Here is a 21,495-nt window from a genome sequence, read left to right as displayed (position 1 = left end):
GATGATGGTAGCGCCGGGCCATGCCCGGCGGATCGCACTACATGGACGGCGCGTCGGCATCCGCCAACCCCGGCGCCAATGCCTTGGCCTCCGGGAACAGCGCGAAGCGCAGGCCGATCAGGCCCATCAGCGCCTCGTCGCGCGCCTTGCACGCGGCCACGCTGCCGACCCGGCCCAGCGAGGTGTCCAGCCGCTCGCGCAGCGCTTCGGCCGCCACAATCGGTTTGCGCGCAGCGATCTGCCGGCGGTAGTGCACGGCGATCTCTTCCAGGATGTGCTCGACTGCTTCGCGGCTGCGCTCGGGCAGTTCCAGCCGCGCGCGGCGCAGCTGCAGGATGTTCAGGCCGATGCGCGCTTCGTTGAGCATGTCCACCGAGGCGATGTCGCTGCCCTCGGGCGTCGCTGCCAGGCGCGGTGCGAGCAGGCCCAGCAGGTCGAGCATGCGTGCGGCGAAGCGCTGGCGGTCCTGCTGGCCACGGCCTTCGGCGGCCTCGGCCAGCGTGGTCCAGCCCTGCCGCACCAGCCGGCGTGCGGTCCACTCGGCACCCACCGAACGGAACAGGCGGGTCATTACCACCGCAAAGCCAATGCCGATGAACATCGCGATCGACGAGTTGAGGAAGGTCTGGATGTTGGCGCTGTAGGTGTTCTGCAGGCTCAGCAGCGCGGCCAGGTTCACCGTCAGCGGCAGTGCGAACAGCGCGCTCTTGGGGTGGTGCAGCATCAGCCCCAGCGGCAGGAACGCCACCGCCAGCACCAGTGCCAGCAGGCCGAAGTCGTGCACGGCCGGGAACACGCCGAACAGGTACACGCCAGCCACCACCGAGGCGACCATCGCCCACACCAGGAACGACACCATGCTCGGCGCGGGATCGTCCTGCGCGGCGAAGAACGCGGCGGTTACCGCAGCCATCATCGCGCCGTTGCCGCCGCCTTCCCAACCCAGCGCGATCCACAGCACGCAGTAGCTCATCAGCGCCACGCCGGCACTGAGCGCGGAGAACAGCGCCATGCCGTAGTCGACATGCTTGTCGGCGGCCACGCGTTCGGTGCGGATGCGGTAGTGCGCGCGGTCCAGCGGCGCGGTGCCGTGGTCGATCGCATGCTGCAGGGTGCGGCAGTCCTGCCACAGGTCCACCAGTTCCTCCAGGCGCAGCAGCAGGCTGGCCAGCTGCAGGTGCTGCAGGTCGCGGTCCACCTGTGGCTTCAGTGCGCTGATGCGCGCGCGCAGGCGGGCGTACTCGCTGGCATTGGTGGGTCCGTCCAGCCAGTCATGGATATCGTCGACCAGTGCCGGCAGCCCTTCGGGCAGGGATTGGCCGTCGCTGCGCAGCGCACTCAGGCGGTCGGCGATCGACGACAGCACCGGCAACAGCAGCAGCATGCGCTCGCGCAGGCGCTCCATCGACACCGCCGAACCGGCATGGCGCGGATCATCGCGGCGCAGGAATTCGATCAGCGCCTCGAACTGCACCAGGTCGGCGGCCAGCCGGTTGCGCGGCGCATGCGCGCGGCCACGTTCAAGAATCTGCCGGCACCACTGCGCGGCGTCCTCCATCCAGTTGCCGATGCGCGCGCGCAGCATCGGGCGCACCGAGGCCGGGAACAGCAGCGAGGCGAACAGCACCGCCACCACCGTGCCCAGGATGATCTCCTCGCTGCGTGCCACCACCGTGTCGAAGATGGTCTCCGGCGAGGTCACGGCCGGGAAGCCGATGAAGGCCGTCGTGTAACCGGCCAGCAGGAACGCGTAGCCTCGCGGCCCGCGGTTGAGCAGGGCCATGAACAGGCAGCCGGCCAGCCAGATCGACATTGCTGCGCTCAGCACCAGCGGCGTTTCCACCAGCGCCGGCAGCACCAGCAGGGTGGCCAGGCCGGCCACCAGGGTGCCGACGATGCGGTACACGCCCTTGGCCCGGGTTGGGCCCAGCAGCGGCTGGCTGACGATGTACACCGTGCCCATCGCCCAGTACGGGCGCGACAGGTTGCCGGCCATGGCGATGTACAGCGCGGCCACCGCGGCCAGGTAGGTCTTGATCGAGAACAGCCAGGCCTGGCGGTCGGTCAGCGCGTTCATGGCTTACTTCGCTGCGGTCGAGGCGTTGGGCGCGGCGGCGCTGGCCTGCCAGCCACCACCCAGCACCAGGAACAGGTGGATCTGGTCGCGCGAGACCTGCGCTTCGGCGGCGGCCAGGGTGGCGTCGCTGGTAGCCAGGCTGCGGTCGGCATCCAGGCTGGACAGGTACGGCGTGCGGCCGCCCTGGTACAGCCGGCGGTTCTGCTCGGCGGCCAATGCGGCCTGCTCCTGCGCAGTGCGCAGCGACTGCAGCCGGCGCAGGTCCTGCGCGTAGCGATCCAGTGCGGTCTGGGTCTCGCGCAGCGCCTGCAGCACGGTGTGGTCGAACTCGGCCAGCGCCGCATCGGCACCCGCCTCGGCGGCGTGGATGCGTGCGTGGGTACCGGACGACGGCAACGTCCACGAGATCAGTGGGCCGATCGACCACTGCTGGGTCATCGGCGTGCCGAAGTCTTCCAGCAGGCCGGCGGCACCGAGCGAGGCACCCAGGCGGATGTCCGGGTACAGCTCGGCGGTGGCGACACCAATCCGTGCCGTGGCCGAGGCCAGCTTGCGCTCGGCCTGGCGCACGTCCGGGCGGCGCTGCAGCAGTGCGCGGCCATCACCGACCGGCAGCGGCTGCGCCAGGCTGGGCGCGTGTGCACAGTCGATCACGCCGGCCGGCAGCTGGCCCGGGGTCTGGCCCAGCAGGGCGGCCAGCGAATAAGCGGCCGCTGAGCGCTGCGCATGCAGCGGCGGCAGTGCGGCTTCCAGCAGCGCCACCTGGGCATTGGCGCGGGCCAGTTCCGGCGGCGTGCCACGGCCAGCCGCGATCAGGCGTTCAGTGACCGTGCGGCTGCGCTGCTGCAGCTGCAGCGAATGCTCGGCCACGTGCAGCTCGTGGTTGGCGTGGCAGATCTCCAGGTAGCTGTCGGCCACCTGCGCGACCACGCTGACCTGGGCCAGGTCACGTGCTGCGGCAACCGACTGTTCGTCGGCGCGCGCCGCTTCGGCGCCGCGCTTGAGCTTGCCGAACAGGTCGAACTGGTAGCTGACCGCGAACTTGCCATCGGCCAGGTTGATCACCGGCAGCTCATGCTCCTGCAGGAACGATTCGGCCGACAGTTGCGCGCGGCTGACCCCGGCCTCGGCCTCGTACTCGAAGCCGCCGGCGTCCAGCGCCTGCTCGTACACCGCCGCGGCACGGCGCAGGTGCGCATCAGCGGCCTTCAGTTCCACGTTGTCACGCAGCGCCTGGGTGATCAGCCCGTCCAGCACCGGGTCGTTGTACAGCGACCACCAGCGGTCGGGCAGCGCCTGGTTGGCGGCCACCTGCGGGTTCTGGGTATCGATGAAGGCCGCATTGGACTCCGGGCGCTTGAACGCCGAGCCTTCCGGCAGTGCGTAATCCGGGCCAACGGTCCTGCATGCGGCCAGGCTGGCCAGCGCGACGATCAGGCCGAGACGGGGCAGGGCGGCGTTCACAGGCCCGCCTGTGTCGGCGCGGTGCCGGCCTTGTCGTTATGCCGGTGGCGGCCGGTGTCCACGGTCACCGTGGCGGTGCGGCCGGCGATCAGTTCCACGCCCTTGGGTACTTCGTCGATGGCGATGCGCACCGGAATGCGCTGCGCCAGCCGCACCCAGTCAAAAGCCGGGGTCACGTTCGGCAGCAGGGTACTGCCGTTGCTGCGATAGCGGTCCTCGATGCCGGCGGCGATACTTTCGACATGGCCACGCAGCGCGGTCGATTCGCCCATCAGACGGATGTCCACGGCTTGTCCCGGGGCCACGCCGCGCAGGCGGGTTTCCTCGAAGTAGCCATCGATGCGGAACGAGCCGGTATCCAGCAGCGCCAGCACCGGCTTGCCGGCCACCACGTAGTCGCCCACGCGCATGGTGCGGTCGTTGACCCGGCCATCGGCCGGTGCGCGCACTTCGGTGCGGGCCAGGTTGAGTTCGGCCAGGTCGACCGCCGCCTGTGCAGTGGCCAGCGCGGCCTGTGCGGCCTGCAGCTTGGCGCGGCGTACTTCGGCGTCCTCGGCGGCGACCAGGTCCTGCAGGCTGCGGTCACGGCCGATCTCGCGGCGCAGCTGTGCCACCGAGGCCTGGCGCTCGCCCAGGCTGGCCTTGGCCTGCTCCAGCGCGATGCGGTAGCGCGCCCGATCAATCACGAACAGCAGATCGCCCTTCTTCACCGCCTGGTTGTCGGCCACCTGCACTGTTTCCACCAAGCCGGACACATCCGGTGCGACCTGCACCACGTCGGCGCCGACATGGGCATCGCGGGTCCACGGCTCATCCATGTAATAGACCCACAGCTGGCGCAGCACCAGCAGGGCGACGATCACGGCTGCGCTGGTGAGCAGCACCGGCAGGGTCTTCTTCACGATCTTGTTCACGATTGCATCCAACGCAGGAGGTGGAACAGCAGGCCAAGCACGATCCCGTACAGGGCCAGGTTGAACAGCGCCGGGTGCCATACATGGCGGTAGGCGCCGGCACGCTGCAGCAGCGCGTGCAGGCCGCTGTTGACCAGATAGGCCAACAACATCAACCCGAGCAGGGTCGGGACGAACACTCCGTGGAGACTGAATTCACCGGGCATCGGTAGGGGCGGGGGCGAGGTGGGGGAGGGGAGGAACAACGAAACAACGGCAACGGGTAAAAGCCGCTGGCGTGTGCACGGCAGCGGCGGTATTCGGGGGCAGCGGTCTTACGTGATGCGGTCGGCAGCCTCGGCCAGCAGGCGCCATGCCTTCAGCACGGCGTGCAGTTCATCCATGGAAAGCTCGCCGAACACGTCCTGGCGCAGGCCGATCAACTGGTCTTCCAGCTCGCTGACCAGCGCGTGTCCCGTGTCGGTCAGCCACAGCAGGTTGGCGCGGCGGTCGCTGGCGTCGCTCTCGCGGCGGACCAGGTCGCTGGCGCACAGCTTGTCCAGCAGGCGGACCAGGGAAGGACCCTCCATGCCCAGCTGCTGGGCCAGCGCCACCTGGCGGATGCCACCGCCGGAGCGGCCGATCATCAGCAGCGGCATGGTGCAGGCGGTGGAGATGCCGTAGCTGCCGAGCCGGCTGTCGGCCAGGCGCTGCCACTGCCGCCCTGCGTACAGCAGGCCGGAGCTGAGCTGCATCTGCAGCACGGTGCGCTCGTCGAGGGGTCGGTCCATAAGAGATAGATAGGATACTACTAATTTCATTCCTATCAATGGGTTTTTCTGAATGGGCGGGTGTAGTGAGGAAAGCGTTGCGCCTGCCTGGTGTCGGGTGGGGCTGCGGAGGCCGGACGGTGCAGGACACGCCGCAAGTACGTCCCTGTAGGCTCGGCCGCGGCATCCATGCCGCGGACGGTCCTGCCCCGCCCGGCCCCCGCTGCCCTCCCATCACCCCGCGGGCGCGGTGGGTTGGCTCTTTAAAATCAAGAGCGGGAGCAAAAGCAGTGCGGACCAACGGTCCACACCTACCAGGGCGGTGGCGGGCCGCTTCCGAAGCCATGAACCCCAGCTTTTGACCCCGCTTTCGGGTGGTCCGGCCGCGCCCGCAGGAAACCGTCAGGGAGGGGGAGAGGGGGCTGCGCAGGACCGTTGGCGCCATGGATGGCGCCATCGAGCCCCCATGGACGGGTTTACGGCGTGTCCTGCGCAGCCCTCTCTCCCGCTCCAGACCGATAGCAAGCACGCGCCGCAAGAACCCCCCGATGAACCGTCCCAACAGGACGACCCCCCCCCCGGTCGGGTACGATGCTCGCCCCCCGTTCGGGACGCTGTACGCAATGAGCAAGAACAACGAAAAGGCCGCCCCGCAGGGCGACGTGACCCAGGACCAGGCCGAGGATGCCGTGCGCACCCTGCTGCGCTGGGCCGGTGAGGACCCGTCCCGTGAAGGCCTGCTGGATACCCCCCGCCGCGTCGCCGAAGCCTATGGCGACTGGTTCAGCGGTTACCGCGACGACCCCCGCGCCTACATGGAGCGGACCTTCGAGGAAGTGGCCGGCTACGACGAACTGATCGTCCTGCGCGACATCGAGTACGAAAGCCACTGCGAACACCACATGGCGCCGATCATCGGCCGCGTGCACGTCGGCTACCTGCCGGCCGGCAAGGTGGTGGGCATCAGCAAGCTGGCCCGCGTCGTCGAAGCCTACGCCCGCCGTTTCCAGGTGCAGGAGAAGATGACCGCGCAGATCGCCCAGTGCATCCAGGATGTGCTGCAGCCGATCGGTGTCGGCGTGGTCGTCGAAGGCGCCCACGAATGCATGACCACCCGCGGCATCCACAAGCGCGGCGTCAGCATGGTCACCTCGAAGATGCTGGGCAGCTTCCGCGACGACGCGCGTACCCGCGCCGAGTTCCTGCGCTTCATCGAAGTGGGCGGCAAGCGCTGAGCCGCTTGCCCGCACCCCGCCGGCCGCTGCGGGCCGGCATGCCCACGGCTGCCCGCGCGGCAGCCGTGCGTGGCGGCTCGTCCCTGTCAGCCCAACAGACCTCTTTCGCTGCATGAAGCACCGCGAACGCATCTCCCGTTACCGCCATCTGCGCGAACAGCCCCAGTGGAAGCTGCTCGCCGCCGACCACGCTCCGGAAATCATCGGCCTGCTGCAGGGGCTGCTGATGGACGGCGAGCGCACGCTGTCGTCGTCGGTGCTCAACGAGCGCCTGCAGCGCGCGCTGGACCAGCTCAACGGCGACGAACTGTCGCGCGACCTGCCGCGTACCGCGCAGGCCTACATCGCGCACTGGCTGGCCCAGGGCTGGCTCGAACGCCGCCTGCCCGAAGGTGCCGACCAGGAGCAGTACGAACTGTCGACCGCGGCGCTGCAGGCCATCCGCTTCGCCGATGGCCTGGAGCAGGCCCGCGTGGCCGCCACCGAAAGCCGCCTGGCGCTGGTCATCGAACAGCTCTCGCAGCTGGCCGCACAGACCGAATCCGATCCGGACGCGCGCCTGTCCGCGCTGCGCGACGAGCGTGACCGCATCGACGCCGAGATCGCCCGCGTCGGCGCCGGCCGCGTGATCGCCCTGGACGGCAAGCGCGCGCTGGAACGTGCGCGCCAGATCATCGGCCTGGCCGACGAGCTGACCGAGGACTTCCGCCGCGTGCGCGACGACTTCGAGCAGCTCAACCGCGATTTCCGCGAACGCATCATCGACGACGAGGGCGAACGCGGCGATGTGCTGTCGCAGCTGTTCGAAGGCGTGGACGTGATCGGCGAGAGTGATGCCGGGCGCAGCTTCCAGGCCTTCTGGCGCCTGCTCAACGACGCCGAACAGAGCGCCCAGCTCGATGCTGCACTGGAAGCGGTGCTGGCGCGTGGCTTCGCCCGCCGCCTGGACCGCAACGAACGCAACTTCCTGCGCGGCTTCACCAGCACCATGCTCGAGCGCGGTGGCCAGGTGCACGACGTGCTGCAGAACTTCGCGCGCAGCCTGCGCGGCTTCGTGCAGAGCCGTGGCTACCTGGAACAGCGCCGCCTCAACCAGCTGCTGAAGCAGGCGCAGTCCGAAGCGCTGGCGCTGCGCGACGAGTTCCCCGCGCAGCGTGGCATTGGCCGCGACCTGCAGCTGACCACCAGCCGCCTGCGCTCGTGGTCGCAGTGGAGGCTTCACGATCCGCGCAGCGCCCAGGTCGATGGCAACGTCGAGTACAACGACGCAGCCGCGATCAGCCTGGAGAGCGTGGGCGACCTGGTCGCTTCATCTGAAATCGACTTCCGCACCCTGCGCCGCGACCTGCACGACCTGCTCGATGCACAGCCGCGGCTCAGCATCGCCCAGGCCCTGTCGCAGCGCGAGGCGCCGCAGGGCCTTGGCAGCGTCATCGGCTACCTGTCGCTGGGCACGCGCTTCGGCAACGTGGTCGCCGGCGAGCAGGAGCTTGCGCAATGGCGTGGTGGCGACGGCCAGATCCGTCGCGCCCGCATCCCGCTGGTTTGGTTCACCCAGGAGAGACGCCATGAGCTGGCATGAAGATCCCATCGACGCACCGCAGGCCGACGTGGCGGAAGACGCCTACGAAGCCGAACCGGTGGCGGCCGTGGCGCAGCCCCGCCGTGGCAACGACGTGTACTACCTCGGCGATACCGGGCGCCTGCCGCTGGATGCACGCCGCGCGCTGTGCCAGCTGCTGATCGGCCCCAGCATCGACCAGCTGCGCCACGCCAAGCTGTGGCCGGCGCTGATCCGCAGCGAGGCGGCCATCCGTTCGGCGCTGGCCGACCTGTTCCTGGAACTGGTGCTGGACCGTGACAGCGGCGTGGCGTTCACCCGCCAGGCCGATACCGAAGACGTTGATGCGCCGGTGCTGCTGCGCACCTCGCCGCTGACCTTCATCGATTCGGTGCTGCTGCTGTACCTGCGCCAGCAGCTGGCCGAGGCCGATGCGCGCGGCAACCGCGCGGTGGTCGCCGACGCCGAGATGGCCGAAGCGCTGGCCATCTACGAGAAGAACCTGTCCACCGACCGCGCCGGCTTCAACCGCCGCGTTGCTTCGGCGGTGCAGAAGATGAAGGACAACCACATCCTGACCCGCCTCAGCGGCCAGGAAGACCGCCACGAAGTCTCGCCGGCACTGAAGCTGCTGTTCTCCGCCGAAGACGTGTCCCAGCTTTCGGCGGTGTACCGCCAGCTGCGCGAAACCCCGGCCGCCGAGGCCTGAGAGACCCGACCATCGCATGGCTATCTCCAAGCACACTCCCGCCCTGTTCAACGAAGGCCTGCCGGACCCGCGCCTGCAGCAGTTCCGCATGCGCCGCCTGCAGGTGCACAACTGGGGCACCTTCAACGGCCTGACCGAAGTGCCGATCGCCGAGCGCGGCTTCCTGTTCGTTGGCCGTTCCGGCTCGGGCAAGTCGACCCTGCTCGATGCCATGTCAGCGCTGCTGACGCCACCGGCCATCGTCGACTTCAACGCCGCCGCGCGTGAAGCCGAGCGCAGTGGGCGCGACCGCAACCTGGTGTCCTATGTGCGTGGCGCGTGGGCCGACCAGCAGGACAGCGGCACCGGCGAAATCGCTACGCAGTACCTGCGCAAGGGTGCGACCTGGACTGCACTGGTGCTGGAATACCGCGCTGGCGACGGCCGCGTGGTCAGCCTGGTGCGCCTGCTGTGGATCTCCGGCAACGGCACCTCGGCCGGCGACGTGCGCAAGCACTACATGATCGCCGAGCGCCCGTTCGACATCGCCAAGGACCTCGGCGGCTTCGACCTGGACCTGCGCAAGCTCAAGCAGAAGCTGTCCGACCTGCATCACTTCGACACCTTCTCCGGCTACGCCGAGCGCTTCCGCGACCTGCTCGGCATCGACAACGAAATGGCACTGCGCCTGCTGCACAAGACGCAGTCGGCGAAGAACCTGGGCGACCTCAACGTCTTCCTGCGCGACTTCATGCTCGACACGCCGAAGACCTTCGACGCCGCCGAGCGCCTGGTCAGCGACTTCGCCGAGCTGGATGGCGCGCACCAGGCCGTGGTCACTGCCCGCCGCCAGGTGGAAATCCTGCTGCCGGCACGCGCCTACTACAACGACCTGAAGGAAATGCACCGCCAGCGCGGCGACGACGAAGCACTGAAGCTCGGCGTCGACAGCTTCCGCGAAAGCCGCCGCCAGGCGCTGATCGAAGCGCGCCTGCGCGAGATGGACGTGCGTGACCGTGGCCTGCTCGGCGAAGAGGCCCAGCGCCGCGCCGCGCTCGACAACCACACCGAGCGTCTGGCCGAACTGGAACTGCAGCGCCGCCAGCAGGGCGGAGAGCGCATCGAGGAACTGGAGCGCGAGCAGGGCCGCGCCGAAGCCGAGCGCGACCGCCGCAAGGCCAAGCGTGACCAGGCCCAGGAAGCGGCACAGCAGCTGCAGGCCGAACTGCCCGACGACGCCCATGGCTTCGCCGAGCTGGTCGAGCGTGCGCAGAACGAACTGCAGGACCGCCAGCGTGCCTCGGCTGCCCTGGACGACGCGATCAGCGATCGCCTCGGTGGCAAGCGCGACGACGAGCGCCGCTTCGGTGAAGTGCGCAGCGAGCTCGAAGCGATGCAGCGCACGCCCTCCAACATCCCGGCGCCGATGCAGAAGCTGCGCGCGCGCCTGGCCGAGGAGACCGGCATCGCCGAAGCGGCGCTGCCCTTCGTCGGCGAGCTGATCCAGGTCCGCTCGGAAGAGCAGGGCTGGCAGGGCGCCATCGAACGTGTGCTGGGTGGCTTCGCGCTGTCGCTGCTGGTCGATGACAAGCACTACAACGACGTCGCCGAGTGGGTGAACCGCACCCACCTGGGCATGCGCTTCACCTATTACCGGGTGCGCCGCAACGATGATGCGTTCGCGCGCGAGCCGTCGGCGAAGTCGCTGCTGCACAAGCTGGAACTGCGCGAGCACGTGTTCGAAAGCTGGCTGCGCCGTGAGCTTGGCAAGCGCTTCGACTACGAGTGCGTGGATGCCAAGCAGCTGCGCAACGTCGACCGTGGCATCACCCGCGAAGGCCAGGTCAAGCATCCCGGTGACCGCTTCGAGAAGGACGACCGCAGTGCGGTGGGCGACCGCCGTCGCTGGATCCTTGGCTTCAACAACCACGACAAGGTGGGCGCCTTCGAGCGCGAAGCACAGGAACTGGCCAAGCGCATCGCCAGCTGCGAGACCGACATCGCACGCCTGCGCGGCCAGCGCGACCGCGACAACGAGCGCCGCCTGGCCTGCCACGAACTGGTCAGCATCAGCTGGAACGAGATCGACATCGCTGCCCCGCAGCAGCGCCTGAGCGATATCGAAGCGACCCTGCGCGACCTGCGCGAAGGCAATGCCGATCTCGCCAAGCTGGCCAAGCAGATCGACGCCGTGCGCGCAGACATCGAACAATCCCGCCGCACCTATGAAGACGTCCGCGTCGAGCGTGGCCAGCTGGTCAAGGAACGTGATCGCCTCGACCGCGCCCGCCAGCAGAGCCGTGCGCTGGTGCTGCCGAGCCTGGCCCAGGAGCAGGAAGCCGGGCTGGCCGAGCGCCTGCAGGAGCAGGGCCCGCTCAGCCTGGAAACGCTGGAAGCGCACATGCGCCAGGTCAGCAACGCGCTGAACGAACAGCTGTCGTCCTCGCAGCAGGACCTCAACCGCATCGAGAACCAGCTGATCGGTTGCTTCCGTCGCTTCATCCAGCAGTGGCCGGAGGAATCGGGCGACTTCACTGTATCGGTGGCCTCGGCCGAGGACTTCCTCGCCCGCCTCGAACGCCTGGAGCGCGACGGCCTGCCGCAGCACGAAGAGCGCTTCTTCGATCTGCTGCAGAACCAGAGCAAGAACAACCTGCTGGCCCTGCAGCGCCACAGTGCAGAGGCCCGCAAGTCGATCGGCCAGCGCCTGGACGAAGTGAACGCCAGCCTGGAGCAGGTGCCGTTCAACCGTGGCACGCTGCTGACCATCGAACTGAGCGACCGCCGCCTGCCGGAAGTCGGCGAGTTCCACCTGCAGCTGCGCGAGGTGCTGTCGCAGCAGCAGACCGAGCAGCGGGAGCTGGCCGAATCGCAGTTCACCGTGCTGCGCCAGTTGGTCAATCGCCTCGGTTCGCAGGAAGGTGAGGACAAGCGCTGGCGCGAGCTGGTGCTGGACGTGCGCATGCACGTGGAGTTCATCGGCGTCGAGCTGGATGCAGAAACGCGCCAGCAGGTCGAGATCTACCGCAGCGGTGCCGGCAAGTCCGGCGGCCAGCGCCAGAAACTGGCCACCACCTGCCTGGCGGCGGCACTGCGCTACCAGCTCGGCGGTGCCGACAGCCAGCTGCCCAGCTACGCCGCGGTCGTGCTCGACGAAGCCTTCGACAAGGCCGACAACGAGTTCACCGCACTGGCGATGAACATCTTCGACAACTTCGGCTTCCAGATGGTGGTCGCCACCCCGCTGAAGTCGGTGATGACGCTGGAGCCGTTCATCGGCGGTGCCTGCTTCGTCGAAATCAGCGGCCGCCACGACTCCGGCGTGCTGCTGATCGAGTACGACGAAGAAGGCAAGCGCCTGAAGCTGCCCGAGCGCAGCCGCCAGCAGGCCAACGAACCGGAAGAAGCGGAGGCCTGAGCCGGCCGGTTGATTGGGATTGCCGGCCTGCGGCCGGCACTACCCATGGGCGGGGTTCATGACCCGGTAGTGCCGGCCGCTGGCCGGCAACCGCGTTCACGCTCCGCGGAACGTATCCCACGCCATCCGCGCGATCAGCACCACCACCAGCCCCACGAACAGCTTACGGATGAACGGCGTACCGCCCTTCAGCGCCAGCCGCGTGCCCACCACCGAACCGATGATGTTGGCCGCCGCCATCGGCAGCGCGAACAGCCACAGGATGTTGCCGGTTGGCACGAAGAACGAGATCGCTGCAACATTGGTCGCCAGGTTCACCACCTTCGACGCGGCCGACGCGCGCAGGAAATCCAGGCCGAAGAAGCGCACGAACAGGAAGATCAGGAAGCTGCCCGTACCCGGCCCGAAGAAGCCGTCGTAGAAGCCGATCGCCGCACCGATCGCCAGCGCGATCACCAGCTCGCGGCGACCGATCTCCTGCGGACGGTGCAGCGCGCCGAAGTCCTTCTTCCACAGCGTGTAGGCCAGCATCGCGATCAGCAGCACCAGCACCAGTGGGCGCACCGCATCCTTGGGCAGCAGGCTCACCGCCGTGGCGCCGGCGAAGGAGAAAATGAAGGCCGTGCCGGCCGCGAACAGTACCGGCTTCCACGGGAAGCGCACGTTGCGCGCATAGCGCCAGGCCGCCGCACCTGTGCCGAACATCGAACTGAACTTGTTGGTACCAAACAGCATCGCCGGCGTCTGCTGCGGCAGCACCGTGAACAGGCCAGGCAGCTGTACCAGGCCGCCGCCACCCACGGCGGCATCCACAAGGCCGGCGATGAAGGCGATCACCACCAGCCACCACAACTCAGGGGGAACCAGTTCCAGCACGGCGATCAATCAAGGTGGGGGCGCGACAGCATACGCCTGTCCTCTACCGGCGACCCGTGCCGTACGTGGATCAATCCGTGCAACCCGGCGACAATGCCGATATGAGCCGAAAACCCGCCGATCCCTGCCCCTGTGGCCTTCCCGCCGACTATGCCGCCTGCTGTGGCCGTTTCCATGCCGGTGAAGCCGCGCCGGATGCCGAGCATCTGATGCGGTCGCGCTACAGCGCGTATGTGCGGGGCCTGGCTGACTACCTGCGCCAGACCTGGCATCCGGACACGCGTCCGGCCGAGTTGTCGCTGGATGATGCGCCCGGCCAGCGCACCCATTGGCTGGGCCTGACCGTACACGAGTACACCGTCACCGGTACCGACAGCGCCGACGTCCGCTTCACCGCGCGCTATCGCATCGGCGGCGGCAGTGCGGTCAAGATGACCGAACACAGCCGCTTCCAGCGCATCGACGGCCGCTGGTACTACCTCGACGCGGTCTGAGCCTCAGCCGCCACGCACGGCCAGCACGCGCTGGCCGGCATGTGCGTGCACCTGGTTGCGACCCCCGTCCTTGGCCACGTACAGCGCCTGGTCGGCGGCCTTGACCACCGCCATCGGGCGCGGATCCACGCGGCTGTCGGCCAGCCCGATGCTCACCGTCACCTGTACCACCTGGCCGCTGCCACCGCGTCCACGCTGCTGGCGGCCGGCTTCGTCATCGCGGCTGCGGGTGCTGCGGTCGCGCAGTTGCATGCGGGTGTCCTCGATGCTTTGCCGCAATGCTTCCACGGCATCGACGCAGGCCACTGCCGGGCGGTCCAGGAACACCACCGCGAACTCCTCGCCGCCATAGCGGAACGCACGACCACCATCGCCTACCCGTGCCAGCCGCGAGGCCACCAGGCGCAGCACGTCGTCGCCGGTATCGTGGCCATGGGTGTCGTTGAACGATTTGAAGTGGTCCACGTCCACCATCGCGATGCTGTAGGTGCCGCGTGCCCGCTGCAGGGTCTCGTTGAACGCGCGGCGCCCCGGCAGGCCGGTCAGCTCGTCGCGGAAGGCCATGTGGAAGGACTCCTGCAGCATCGCACCCAGCATCAGCAGCAGGGCGGCGCTGCTCAACGCCGGCAACAGCACCGGCTGCAGGAATACCCGTGGCAGCATCCACCACAGGCACAGCAGGGCCAGCAGCATTGCCGTGTGCAGTGGCCGCGGATGCCGCCAGGCGTGCCAACCCAACGCGGCGGTCGCCAGCAGGAACAGCAGCGCCGGCAGCTGCGCCAGCGCGTTCCAGTCGGCCGGGATCCACGCCCAGTGACGGTTCGACAGCAGATCGTGCATGCCGCTAGGCTGCTGCGAGGCCAGCAGCAGAAAGATCAGCAGTGCCGTTCCGCTGGCGACGGAACGCAACAGCAGGTCCTGGCGGCGCCGCCCGCGCTCCGGCCACAACGCCAGCCCGGCGAACAACAGCGGCAACCACGCCGAGATGGCGTGGAAGCGCAGCGGCGTCAGCGTGGCGACATGGCCACTGCGCAGGTAGCCAGCGACGTCCTGGTGCAGCAGCGCGAACATCACCGCCACCACCAGCAGCAGGCACAACGTGCGCACCTGGTGGTAGAGCAGGGCCAGACCGGCACCGAGGCAGGCCAGCAGCCACGGCAGGACGCGCTGCGCCGGGCTGGTCACGTCTGCGGTATCCAATGCGGTCCATACCACCACGGCAACCAGCAGGGCGGGCAGCACGAACAGGTAATGCGCAGGCTGGCGGAGCGGATGCAGGGGCAAGCAGGAATTCCAGCGCGGTGACGACGCGGCCGCAGCATTGCCGTTAGCGGCGTTCGTGCCTGCATCTTGAATGCGGGAGGCTTACCCATGTGAAAAAAGTGACGCCGAACCATGACATCGCACTCACCGTCCAGCGCCGATGCTGCCCACATGGACAGCGTACCAGCCGCCGTCGCTGCCCCGCAGCACGATCTCGCCCACCAGTTCGCACGGGTGCGTGCGCGCAGCATGCAACTGGCCGCGCCGCTCAGCGCCGAGGACGCCATGCTGCAGAGCATGGCCGACGCCAGCCCGAGCAAATGGCACCTGGCCCACACCACCTGGTTCTTCGAACGCTTCGTGCTGGCGGGCTTCGCCACCGCGCCAGCGCATGACCCGGCCTGGGATTACCTGTTCAACAGCTACTACAAGAGCATCGGGCCGGCGCATGCGCGGCCGCAGCGTGGCCTGCTGTCGCGGCCCTCGTTGCAGCAGGTGCGCGACTACCGCCAGCAGGTCGATGCACAGGTGCAATCGCGGCTGGCGACAGGCGATCTTGATGAGCAGGCACTGCAGCACCTGCAGTTGGGCCTGCAGCACGAACAGCAGCACCAGGAACTGCTGCTCACCGACATCAAGCATGCGTTGTGGTGCAATCCACTGCAGCCGCCGTATCGCGAAGACCTGCAACCCGCCGCAAGCAGCGCCACTGCGCAGGGCTGGATCGAATCACCCGAGCGCATCGTCACCGTCGGCGCCGCAGCCTGGCCGCAGCACACCGCCTTCGCCTACGACAACGAATCGCCAGCGCATCGCGTGCTGCTCCCCGCGCACGCACTGGCCGATCGTCCCGTCAGCAATGCCGAGTACCGCGCCTTCATCGACGCCGGCGGCTACCGTGAACCGCGCTGGTGGCTCAGTGAAGGCTGGGCGCTGCGCGAAGCCGAGGGCTGGCAGCACCCGCTGTACTGGGACGACGCCCTGCAGCGCGAGTACACCCTGGGTGGTTGGCGCGAACTGGATCCGAATGCGCCGGTCTGCCACCTCAGCTACTACGAAGCTGACGCCTGCGCCCGCTGGGCCGGCGCGCGCCTGCCCAGCGAGTACGAGTGGGAAGCCGCTGCCGCGTCGCAGCCGCTGCGCGGCCATTTCGCCGATGACGATCGGCTGCACCCGCAAGCAGCGCAGGGCAGTGGAATGCGGCAGCTGTTCGGCGATGTATGGGAATGGACCCACAGTGCCTACGGTGCCTATCCCGGTTTTCGACCCTTCGCCGGCAACCTCGGTGAGTACAACGGCAAGTTCATGTGCGGGCAGTGGGTGCTGCGTGGCGGCAGCTGCGCGACACCCCGCGGCCATGTGCGCGCCAGCTACCGCAACTTCTTCATGCCGCCGGCGCGCTGGCAGTTCTCCGGGCTGCGCCTGGCCAGGGACCTCACATGAGCACCGTGCATGACGCGCTGCAGGCATTGACCGATCTCACCCCCGGGCGGCAGCAGATCCTCTCCGACGTAGTGGCCGGACTCTCACGTACGCCGCGCCAGCTGCCGTCCAAGTACTTCTACGATGCGCGTGGCTCGCGCCTGTTCGAGCAGATCACCCAGACCCCCGAGTACTACCCCACGCGCACCGAGCTGGCCCTGCTGAAGCGTGTGCTGCCGGACATCGCCCGCAGCGTGGGCCCGCGTCTGCACGTGGTGGAGCTGGGCAGCGGCAGCGGACGCAAGACCGCGCTGCTGCTGGCCGCACTTCACGACCCGGTGGCCTATACGCCGATTGAAATCTCGCGGGCCGCGCTGCTGTCCAGCATCGATCATCTGGCGCCGGCGTTGCCGGAGGTGGAGATGCTGCCGGTCTGTGCCGACTTCACCCGCCCGGTCGCCGTTCCCATGCCCGAGCGCGAACCCGCGCGACGGCTGCTGTTCTTCCCCGGTTCCACGCTGGGCAACTTTGAAGGCGAAGACGCGGTCGCACTGCTGCGGGCGATGCGCCAGACGATGGGCCGCGACGGCCTGGCCCTGGTCGGCATCGATCTGCACAAGGACCCGGCACTGATCGAAGCGGCCTACAACGACGCGCAGGGCGTAACCGCCGCGTTCACTCTCAACCTGCTGGCCCGGCTCAATCGCGAGATCGGCAGCGACTTCGACCTCGACGGCTTCCACCACCGTGCCTGCTACAGCACCGCGCGGCTGCGCATCGAAACCGATCTGGTCAGCCGCTGGGCGCAGGATGTGCATCTGGACGGCCGCACCTTCCACTTTGCCGCCGACGAACCGATCCGTGTGGAGTACAGCCACAAGTACACCGACGACAGCTTCGAGGCGCTGCTGCAGCAGGCGGGACTGCAGGTCACGCAGCGCTGGAATGCCGACAGTCCCGCCTACGGCCTGCGCCTGCTGCGTGCCATCTAGGGCGGACGGCCAGCCGGTACCCCTTCAGGTTCAGCAGTACCGCTACCCCTAAGATGGCCGTGCAACGGCAACACGGAGGACGCCATGCCCATTCTGACCACGCTCGGCCTGGCGGCCGCTCTCGCCTCGCCCCCCGCGCTGCCTGCAGCACCGGATGCCACCGTCGATCCGGCCTTCGGCCGCTGCCTGGCGGGCCTGCAGGCCACGGCCGCCAGCCAGGGCATCAGCGCCGACCGCTTCAATGAAATCACCGCCGGGCTCACCCCGGACCCCAGCGTGCTCGGCCTGCTCGACGCGCAGCCGGAATTCACCACGCCGATCTGGGACTACCTGGCTGCGCTGGTCGATCGTCAGCGCGTGGCTGATGGTCGCGCCATGCTGCAGCAGCATCGCGACCTGCTCGATCGGGTGTCGGCGCAGTACGGCGTCGATCCGGCCACCATCGTTGCGGTCTGGGGCGTGGAGAGCGACTACGGCCGCGTGTTCGGCAAGCGCCCGCTGCTGCAGTCACTGGCCACGCTGTCCTGCGCCGGCCGTCGCCAATCCTTCTTCCGCGGTGAACTGCTGGCGCTGCTCAAGCTGATCGACCGTGGAGACCTGCAGGCACAGGGGCTCACCGGTTCCTGGGCCGGTGCCTTCGGGCATACGCAGTTCATGCCCAGCACCTACGCACGCATCGCCGTGGACGGTGATGGCGATGGCCGCCGCGATCTGGTCGGCAGCATTCCCGATGCGCTGGCGTCCACCGCCAACTACCTCAAGCGCGCCGGCTGGCGCAGCGGCGAGCCGTGGGGCATGGAAGTTCGCGTTCCTGCCGGCTTCAACGCCAGCCAGGCCGGGCGCACCCAGCGTCGTGCCCTGGCCGACTGGCGTGCGCAGGGCGTGACCGCGCTGGATGGCAGCGCGCTGGCTCCGGCCAACCTGCCGGCGGATGCGCGCGCCGCGCTGCTGCTGCCGGCCGGCATCAAGGGCCCGGCATTGCTGGTGTTCCGCAATTACGACGCGATCTACAGCTACAACGCCGCTGAAAGCTATGCGCTGGCGATCGCGACGCTGGCTGACCAACTGCGTGGCGGCAACGGGCTGGCCACCGCCTGGCCGACCGACGACCCGGGCCTGGGCCGCGATGAGCGCCGCCAACTGCAGACCCTGCTGCTGGCCCGTGGCCACGACATCGGTGCCGCCGACGGCATGATCGGTACCGCCACCCGTCGCGCGATCCAGACCGAGCAGCAGCGCCTGGGCTGGAGCGAGGTGGACGGCCGCGCCGGCCAGCGCATCCTGCGCACGCTGCAGGAAGAGGCGGCCGCCATCGCACCCGCTGGGCAGAAGGCCTTGCCGGCGACACGTTGACCACGACATCATCGCCGCGGTCTTCAAGGAGCGTCATCGCATGCAGTCGAATCCGGACATCAGCACCGGCCTGTATCACGGCCTGCAGGCCTGGCAGGTGCGAACCGCCAACGCCACGGCGGTCGTCAGTGTGTTTGGTGGCCAGCTGCTGTCGTTCATTCCCGATGGGCAGCCTGATGTACTGTGGCTTTCGCCGACGCGCGCCGAGCTGCCCACGCCCATCCGCGGTGGCGTCCCGGTGTGCTGGCCGTGGTTCGGCCGCCAGGGCCAGAACAATGATGTGCCCGCGCATGGCCTGGTGCGCACCGCGCGCTGGGAGCTTCTGCAGGCCAGCCAGAACGATGACGGTGAGGTCGAACTGCAGTTGGCACCTGCACCCTGCGCCGATCCCGGCCTGCGCCTGCAGATGCAGTTGCGCATCGGCCGCCAGCTGCGCCAGCAGCTCGTCACCGAGAACACCGGAACCTCGGCGGTGACCTTCACCCAGGCCCTGCACAGCTATTTCCGGGTGGGCGATGCCAACCAGGTCGAGGTCGAGGGCCTTGATGGCCTGCAATACCTGGACAAGTACGAGGACTATGCGCAGCTGCGCCTGCAACAGGGACCGTGGTCATTGCGCGATCCGCGTGACCCCGGTCGCAGCGATCGCATCTATACCGGTGCCGGCGGCCATTACGTGCTGCGTGATCCCGTACTGCAGCGGCGGATCGAGATCCGCAGCGAAGGCAGCCAGACGCTCGTGGCCTGGAATCCCGGTGCCGAGGCCGCAGCCAGGATGGCCGATGTCGGCGATGGCTGGCACGATTACGTTTGCCTGGAAGTGGCCAACGCAGGCCCGGAGCAGATTACGCTTGCGCCAGGTGCGCGCCATCAGCTGGTGCAGACCCTGGCCAGTACCGCGCTGTAGGCGCTGGCGGTGGTTTCAGTTTGTCGATGCAGGTAGCAAGGATGGAAAACATGCAGGAAGCACAATGGTGGTACGCCAATGGCAGGCAGAGCAGTGGGCCGGTGGATCTGGCCGGTCTTCGCCAGCTGCAGCAGGAAGGGACGGTTACGGCGCGCACGCTGCTCTGGTGCGAAGGCATGCCCTCATGGCGGCCGTTGGCGGAACTGGAGCAGGCGTCCACGCCCATCGAGGTGGCTCCGGTCCCGGATATCGACGCAGCCCCTGCGGTTGAGGGCGTCGCGCCGAGTGTCGGCGATCCGTCTGATCCCTATCGTGCGCCGGTCGCTGCACCGGATGTGGCTGCGGCTGCCGGGCTGGAGGGCGAGATGGCCTTGTACGCCAGCGTGGTCGGCGGCAACTTCCCGATCTATCGCCAGCGCTGGCGGCTGGATCAGGGCATTGCCACGGGCAGTGGCACCTGGCACTGGCCGGCCTTCCTGCTCGGCCTGATCTGGATGATGTACCGCAAGATGTACCGCCTGGCGGCGATGTGGGCTGGCCTGCTGCTGCTGATCAGCGTGGTGGAGACCTTGCTGGATGTGCCGGATGGCTTGTCACTGATCATCACCTTCGCGCTCAGCATCATCACCGGCATCTTTGGCAACAGCTGGTACCTGGCACACTGCCAGCGCCTGATCGCCCAGGCCCGTGCCGTCACCGGCGGCGATGACGCACGGCTGCGCAGCGAGCTGACCGCGCGCGGCGGCACCAGCGTGGTCGCCACACTGATCGCCATCGTCATCGCGCTGGCGCTGAGTACCGTCGGCGCCGCATTGGCGGGGTAGGGCGGGTCAGCGTCCCTGACGGGGCCGCAGCACCAGCAGGCACAGCGCACCGGCCACCAGGCCCCAGAAGGCCGAGCCGATGCCGGCCAGTGAGACGCCCGAGGCGGTGACCAGGAAGGTGACCAGTGCCGCCTCGCGGTCCCGCTCCACCGCCAGCGCACTGGCCAGACTGTTGGCGATGGTGCCGAACAGCGCGATACCGGCCACGCAGGCCACCAGCTCCTTCGGGAAGGCGGCGAACAGTGCGGCCACGGTGGCACCGAACAGTCCGATCACGATGTAGAAGGCACCTGCCGCCATGGCGGCGGTATAGCGCCGTGCCGGGTCCTCATGCGCATCGCGGCCCATGCAGATCGCAGCGGTGATTGCCGCCAGGTTCAGCGCGTACGCACCGAACGGTGCCAGCAGCGTATTGACCACACCGATCCAGCCAATCAGCGGCGACACCGGGGCGTCGTAGCCGGATGCCCGCATCACTGCCACGCCCGGAATGTTCTGCGAGGCCATGGTGACCACGAACAGGGGCAGGGCGATGCCAGCCACTGCAGTCCAGGACAGGGATGGGGTCACCCATTGCGGTACCGCCAGTTGCAGCTGCACCTGCTGTGCGTGCAGCAGGCCACGGCTGGCCGCCACCGCGATGCCGACCAGCAGGGTGGCGATGACCGCATAGCGCGGGAACAGGCGGCGTCCGGCCAGCCAGGTGGCGAACATTGCCAGCGCCAGTACCAGTTGGGTGTTCATGGCCACGAACACGTCCAGACCGAAGCGCAGCAGCACCCCGGCCAGCATGCCGGCGGCCAGCGCCATCGGCACCCGCTGCATCAACCGGGCGAAGATGCCGGAGAAGCCTGCCAGCATGCCCAGCACCGCGGCGAGCAGGAATGCACCGGTGGCTTCAGCAAGCGAGGCGCCACCGGCACCGACCACCAGCATCGCCGCGCCCGGTGTCGACCACGCGGTCACCACTGGCACGCGATAGCGCAGCGACAGCCCGATGCAGGTCACACCCATGCCCAGACCCAGTGCCCACATCCATGAGGCGATCTGTGCCTGGTTGGCACCGACGGCTTGCGCAGCCTGGAACACGATGACGGCCGAACTGGCGAAGCCGACCAACACAGTAATGAAGCCGGCAACGAGGGCCGGTACTGAAAGGTCGCGCCACCACGCTTGCCGCACCTGCATGTTCATTGCCGTCTCTCCACTGTGCATCCGTGCATTGATAGCCCTTGTGGCGTTGACCGCGCAACGCGCG

18 protein-coding genes are annotated in these 21,495 nt (G+C 68.4%); 10 read left to right on the top strand and 8 right to left on the bottom strand.

Annotated features, from left to right (window positions below):
* Positions 1 to 37: 37 nt before the first annotated feature.
* The 5 genes from ACJ7C5_RS11450 to ACJ7C5_RS11430 form a co-directional block, all read right to left on the bottom strand.
* On the bottom strand, positions 38 to 2,077 hold the full coding sequence (locus ACJ7C5_RS11450) for an FUSC family protein (RefSeq protein WP_412703947.1): 2,040 nt from the start codon (positions 2,075 to 2,077) through the stop codon (positions 38 to 40).
* Between the two features lie 3 nt (positions 2,078 to 2,080).
* Positions 2,081 to 3,541 (bottom strand): efflux transporter outer membrane subunit, encoded by a 1,461-nt coding sequence (locus ACJ7C5_RS11445; RefSeq protein ID WP_412703946.1) that lies wholly within the window; start codon positions 3,539 to 3,541, stop codon positions 2,081 to 2,083.
* Positions 3,538 to 4,455 carry an efflux RND transporter periplasmic adaptor subunit gene (locus ACJ7C5_RS11440; protein ID WP_176433110.1) on the bottom strand — a complete coding sequence of 306 codons (918 nt, stop codon included), beginning with the start codon at positions 4,453 to 4,455 and terminating at the stop codon, positions 3,538 to 3,540. Before ACJ7C5_RS11440 ends, ACJ7C5_RS11445 begins: the two co-directional genes overlap by 4 nt.
* On the bottom strand, positions 4,452 to 4,661 hold the full coding sequence (locus ACJ7C5_RS11435) for a DUF1656 domain-containing protein (RefSeq protein ID WP_010487502.1): 210 nt from the start codon (positions 4,659 to 4,661) through the stop codon (positions 4,452 to 4,454). Before ACJ7C5_RS11435 ends, ACJ7C5_RS11440 begins: the two co-directional genes overlap by 4 nt.
* Before the next feature lie 108 nt (positions 4,662 to 4,769).
* Positions 4,770 to 5,225 carry a MarR family winged helix-turn-helix transcriptional regulator gene (locus ACJ7C5_RS11430; RefSeq protein WP_094001792.1) on the bottom strand — a complete coding sequence of 152 codons (456 nt, stop codon included), beginning with the start codon at positions 5,223 to 5,225 and terminating at the stop codon, positions 4,770 to 4,772.
* Between the two features lie 602 nt (positions 5,226 to 5,827).
* Here ACJ7C5_RS11430 and folE point away from each other — a divergent pair.
* The 4 genes from folE to ACJ7C5_RS11410 all read left to right on the top strand — a co-directional run bounded on the left by folE (position 5,828) and on the right by ACJ7C5_RS11410 (position 12,106).
* Positions 5,828 to 6,439: a GTP cyclohydrolase I FolE gene (folE, locus tag ACJ7C5_RS11425; protein ID WP_004141296.1), complete on the top strand. Its 612-nt coding sequence runs from the start codon at positions 5,828 to 5,830 to the stop codon at positions 6,437 to 6,439.
* A gap of 112 nt (positions 6,440 to 6,551) precedes the next feature.
* Complete coding sequence (locus tag ACJ7C5_RS11420) at positions 6,552 to 8,021, top strand: DUF3375 domain-containing protein (protein ID WP_107433750.1); 1,470 nt, start codon at positions 6,552 to 6,554, stop codon at positions 8,019 to 8,021.
* Positions 8,008 to 8,709, top strand: a complete 702-nt coding sequence (locus tag ACJ7C5_RS11415; RefSeq protein ID WP_087924080.1) for a DUF4194 domain-containing protein — start codon at positions 8,008 to 8,010, stop codon at positions 8,707 to 8,709. The genes ACJ7C5_RS11420 and ACJ7C5_RS11415 overlap by 14 nt, the downstream gene beginning before the upstream one ends.
* Positions 8,710 to 8,725: 16 nt before the next feature.
* Positions 8,726 to 12,106 (top strand): ATP-binding protein, encoded by a 3,381-nt coding sequence (locus tag ACJ7C5_RS11410; RefSeq protein ID WP_412703945.1) that lies wholly within the window; start codon positions 8,726 to 8,728, stop codon positions 12,104 to 12,106.
* A gap of 96 nt (positions 12,107 to 12,202) precedes the next feature.
* Here ACJ7C5_RS11410 and ACJ7C5_RS11405 read toward each other — a convergent pair whose 3' ends face one another.
* Positions 12,203 to 12,982, bottom strand: coding sequence for a sulfite exporter TauE/SafE family protein (locus tag ACJ7C5_RS11405; protein ID WP_014039007.1), 780 nt, complete (start codon positions 12,980 to 12,982; stop codon positions 12,203 to 12,205).
* A 101-nt stretch (positions 12,983 to 13,083) separates the two neighbouring features.
* Here ACJ7C5_RS11405 and ACJ7C5_RS11400 point away from each other — a divergent pair, with 101 nt between their 5' ends.
* Positions 13,084 to 13,476 (top strand): YchJ family protein, encoded by a 393-nt coding sequence (locus ACJ7C5_RS11400; protein WP_097048076.1) that lies wholly within the window; start codon positions 13,084 to 13,086, stop codon positions 13,474 to 13,476.
* A gap of 3 nt (positions 13,477 to 13,479) precedes the next feature.
* On the opposite strand, the gene ACJ7C5_RS11395 is transcribed toward ACJ7C5_RS11400, so the two are convergent.
* Positions 13,480 to 14,760 carry a GGDEF domain-containing protein gene (locus ACJ7C5_RS11395; RefSeq protein ID WP_412703944.1) on the bottom strand — a complete coding sequence of 427 codons (1,281 nt, stop codon included), beginning with the start codon at positions 14,758 to 14,760 and terminating at the stop codon, positions 13,480 to 13,482.
* A 150-nt stretch (positions 14,761 to 14,910) separates the two neighbouring features.
* Here ACJ7C5_RS11395 and egtB point away from each other — a divergent pair, with 150 nt between their 5' ends.
* From egtB to ACJ7C5_RS11370, 5 genes are all read left to right on the top strand, one after another.
* The gene (egtB, locus tag ACJ7C5_RS11390; protein WP_412703943.1) at positions 14,911 to 16,182 is read left to right on the top strand and encodes an ergothioneine biosynthesis protein EgtB; all 1,272 of its coding nucleotides are present in this window, start codon (positions 14,911 to 14,913) and stop codon (positions 16,180 to 16,182) included.
* Positions 16,179 to 17,153: an L-histidine N(alpha)-methyltransferase gene (gene egtD / locus ACJ7C5_RS11385; protein ID WP_097048073.1), complete on the top strand. Its 975-nt coding sequence runs from the start codon at positions 16,179 to 16,181 to the stop codon at positions 17,151 to 17,153. Before egtB ends, egtD begins: the two co-directional genes overlap by 4 nt.
* Positions 17,154 to 17,237: 84 nt before the next feature.
* Positions 17,238 to 18,506: a lytic murein transglycosylase gene (locus ACJ7C5_RS11380; RefSeq protein WP_097048072.1), complete on the top strand. Its 1,269-nt coding sequence runs from the start codon at positions 17,238 to 17,240 to the stop codon at positions 18,504 to 18,506.
* 40 nt (positions 18,507 to 18,546) lie between these two features.
* Positions 18,547 to 19,413 (top strand): D-hexose-6-phosphate mutarotase, encoded by an 867-nt coding sequence (locus ACJ7C5_RS11375; protein ID WP_097048071.1) that lies wholly within the window; start codon positions 18,547 to 18,549, stop codon positions 19,411 to 19,413.
* A 50-nt stretch (positions 19,414 to 19,463) separates the two neighbouring features.
* Positions 19,464 to 20,237, top strand: coding sequence for a DUF2628 domain-containing protein (locus tag ACJ7C5_RS11370; protein WP_412703942.1), 774 nt, complete (start codon positions 19,464 to 19,466; stop codon positions 20,235 to 20,237).
* 6 nt (positions 20,238 to 20,243) lie between these two features.
* Here the strand turns inward: ACJ7C5_RS11370 and ACJ7C5_RS11365 are convergent.
* A partial coding sequence (locus ACJ7C5_RS11365) for a benzoate/H(+) symporter BenE family transporter (protein ID WP_412703941.1) occupies positions 20,244 to 21,495 on the bottom strand: 1,252 nt, incomplete at its 5' end.

This window comes from Nocardiopsis yanglingensis (assembly GCF_045809185.1).
Classification (GTDB): Bacteria; Pseudomonadota; Gammaproteobacteria; order Xanthomonadales; family Xanthomonadaceae; genus Stenotrophomonas; species Stenotrophomonas yanglingensis.
The sequence above is the reverse complement of the archived record's forward strand: the minus strand, read 5'-3'. Positions and strand labels throughout refer to the sequence as shown.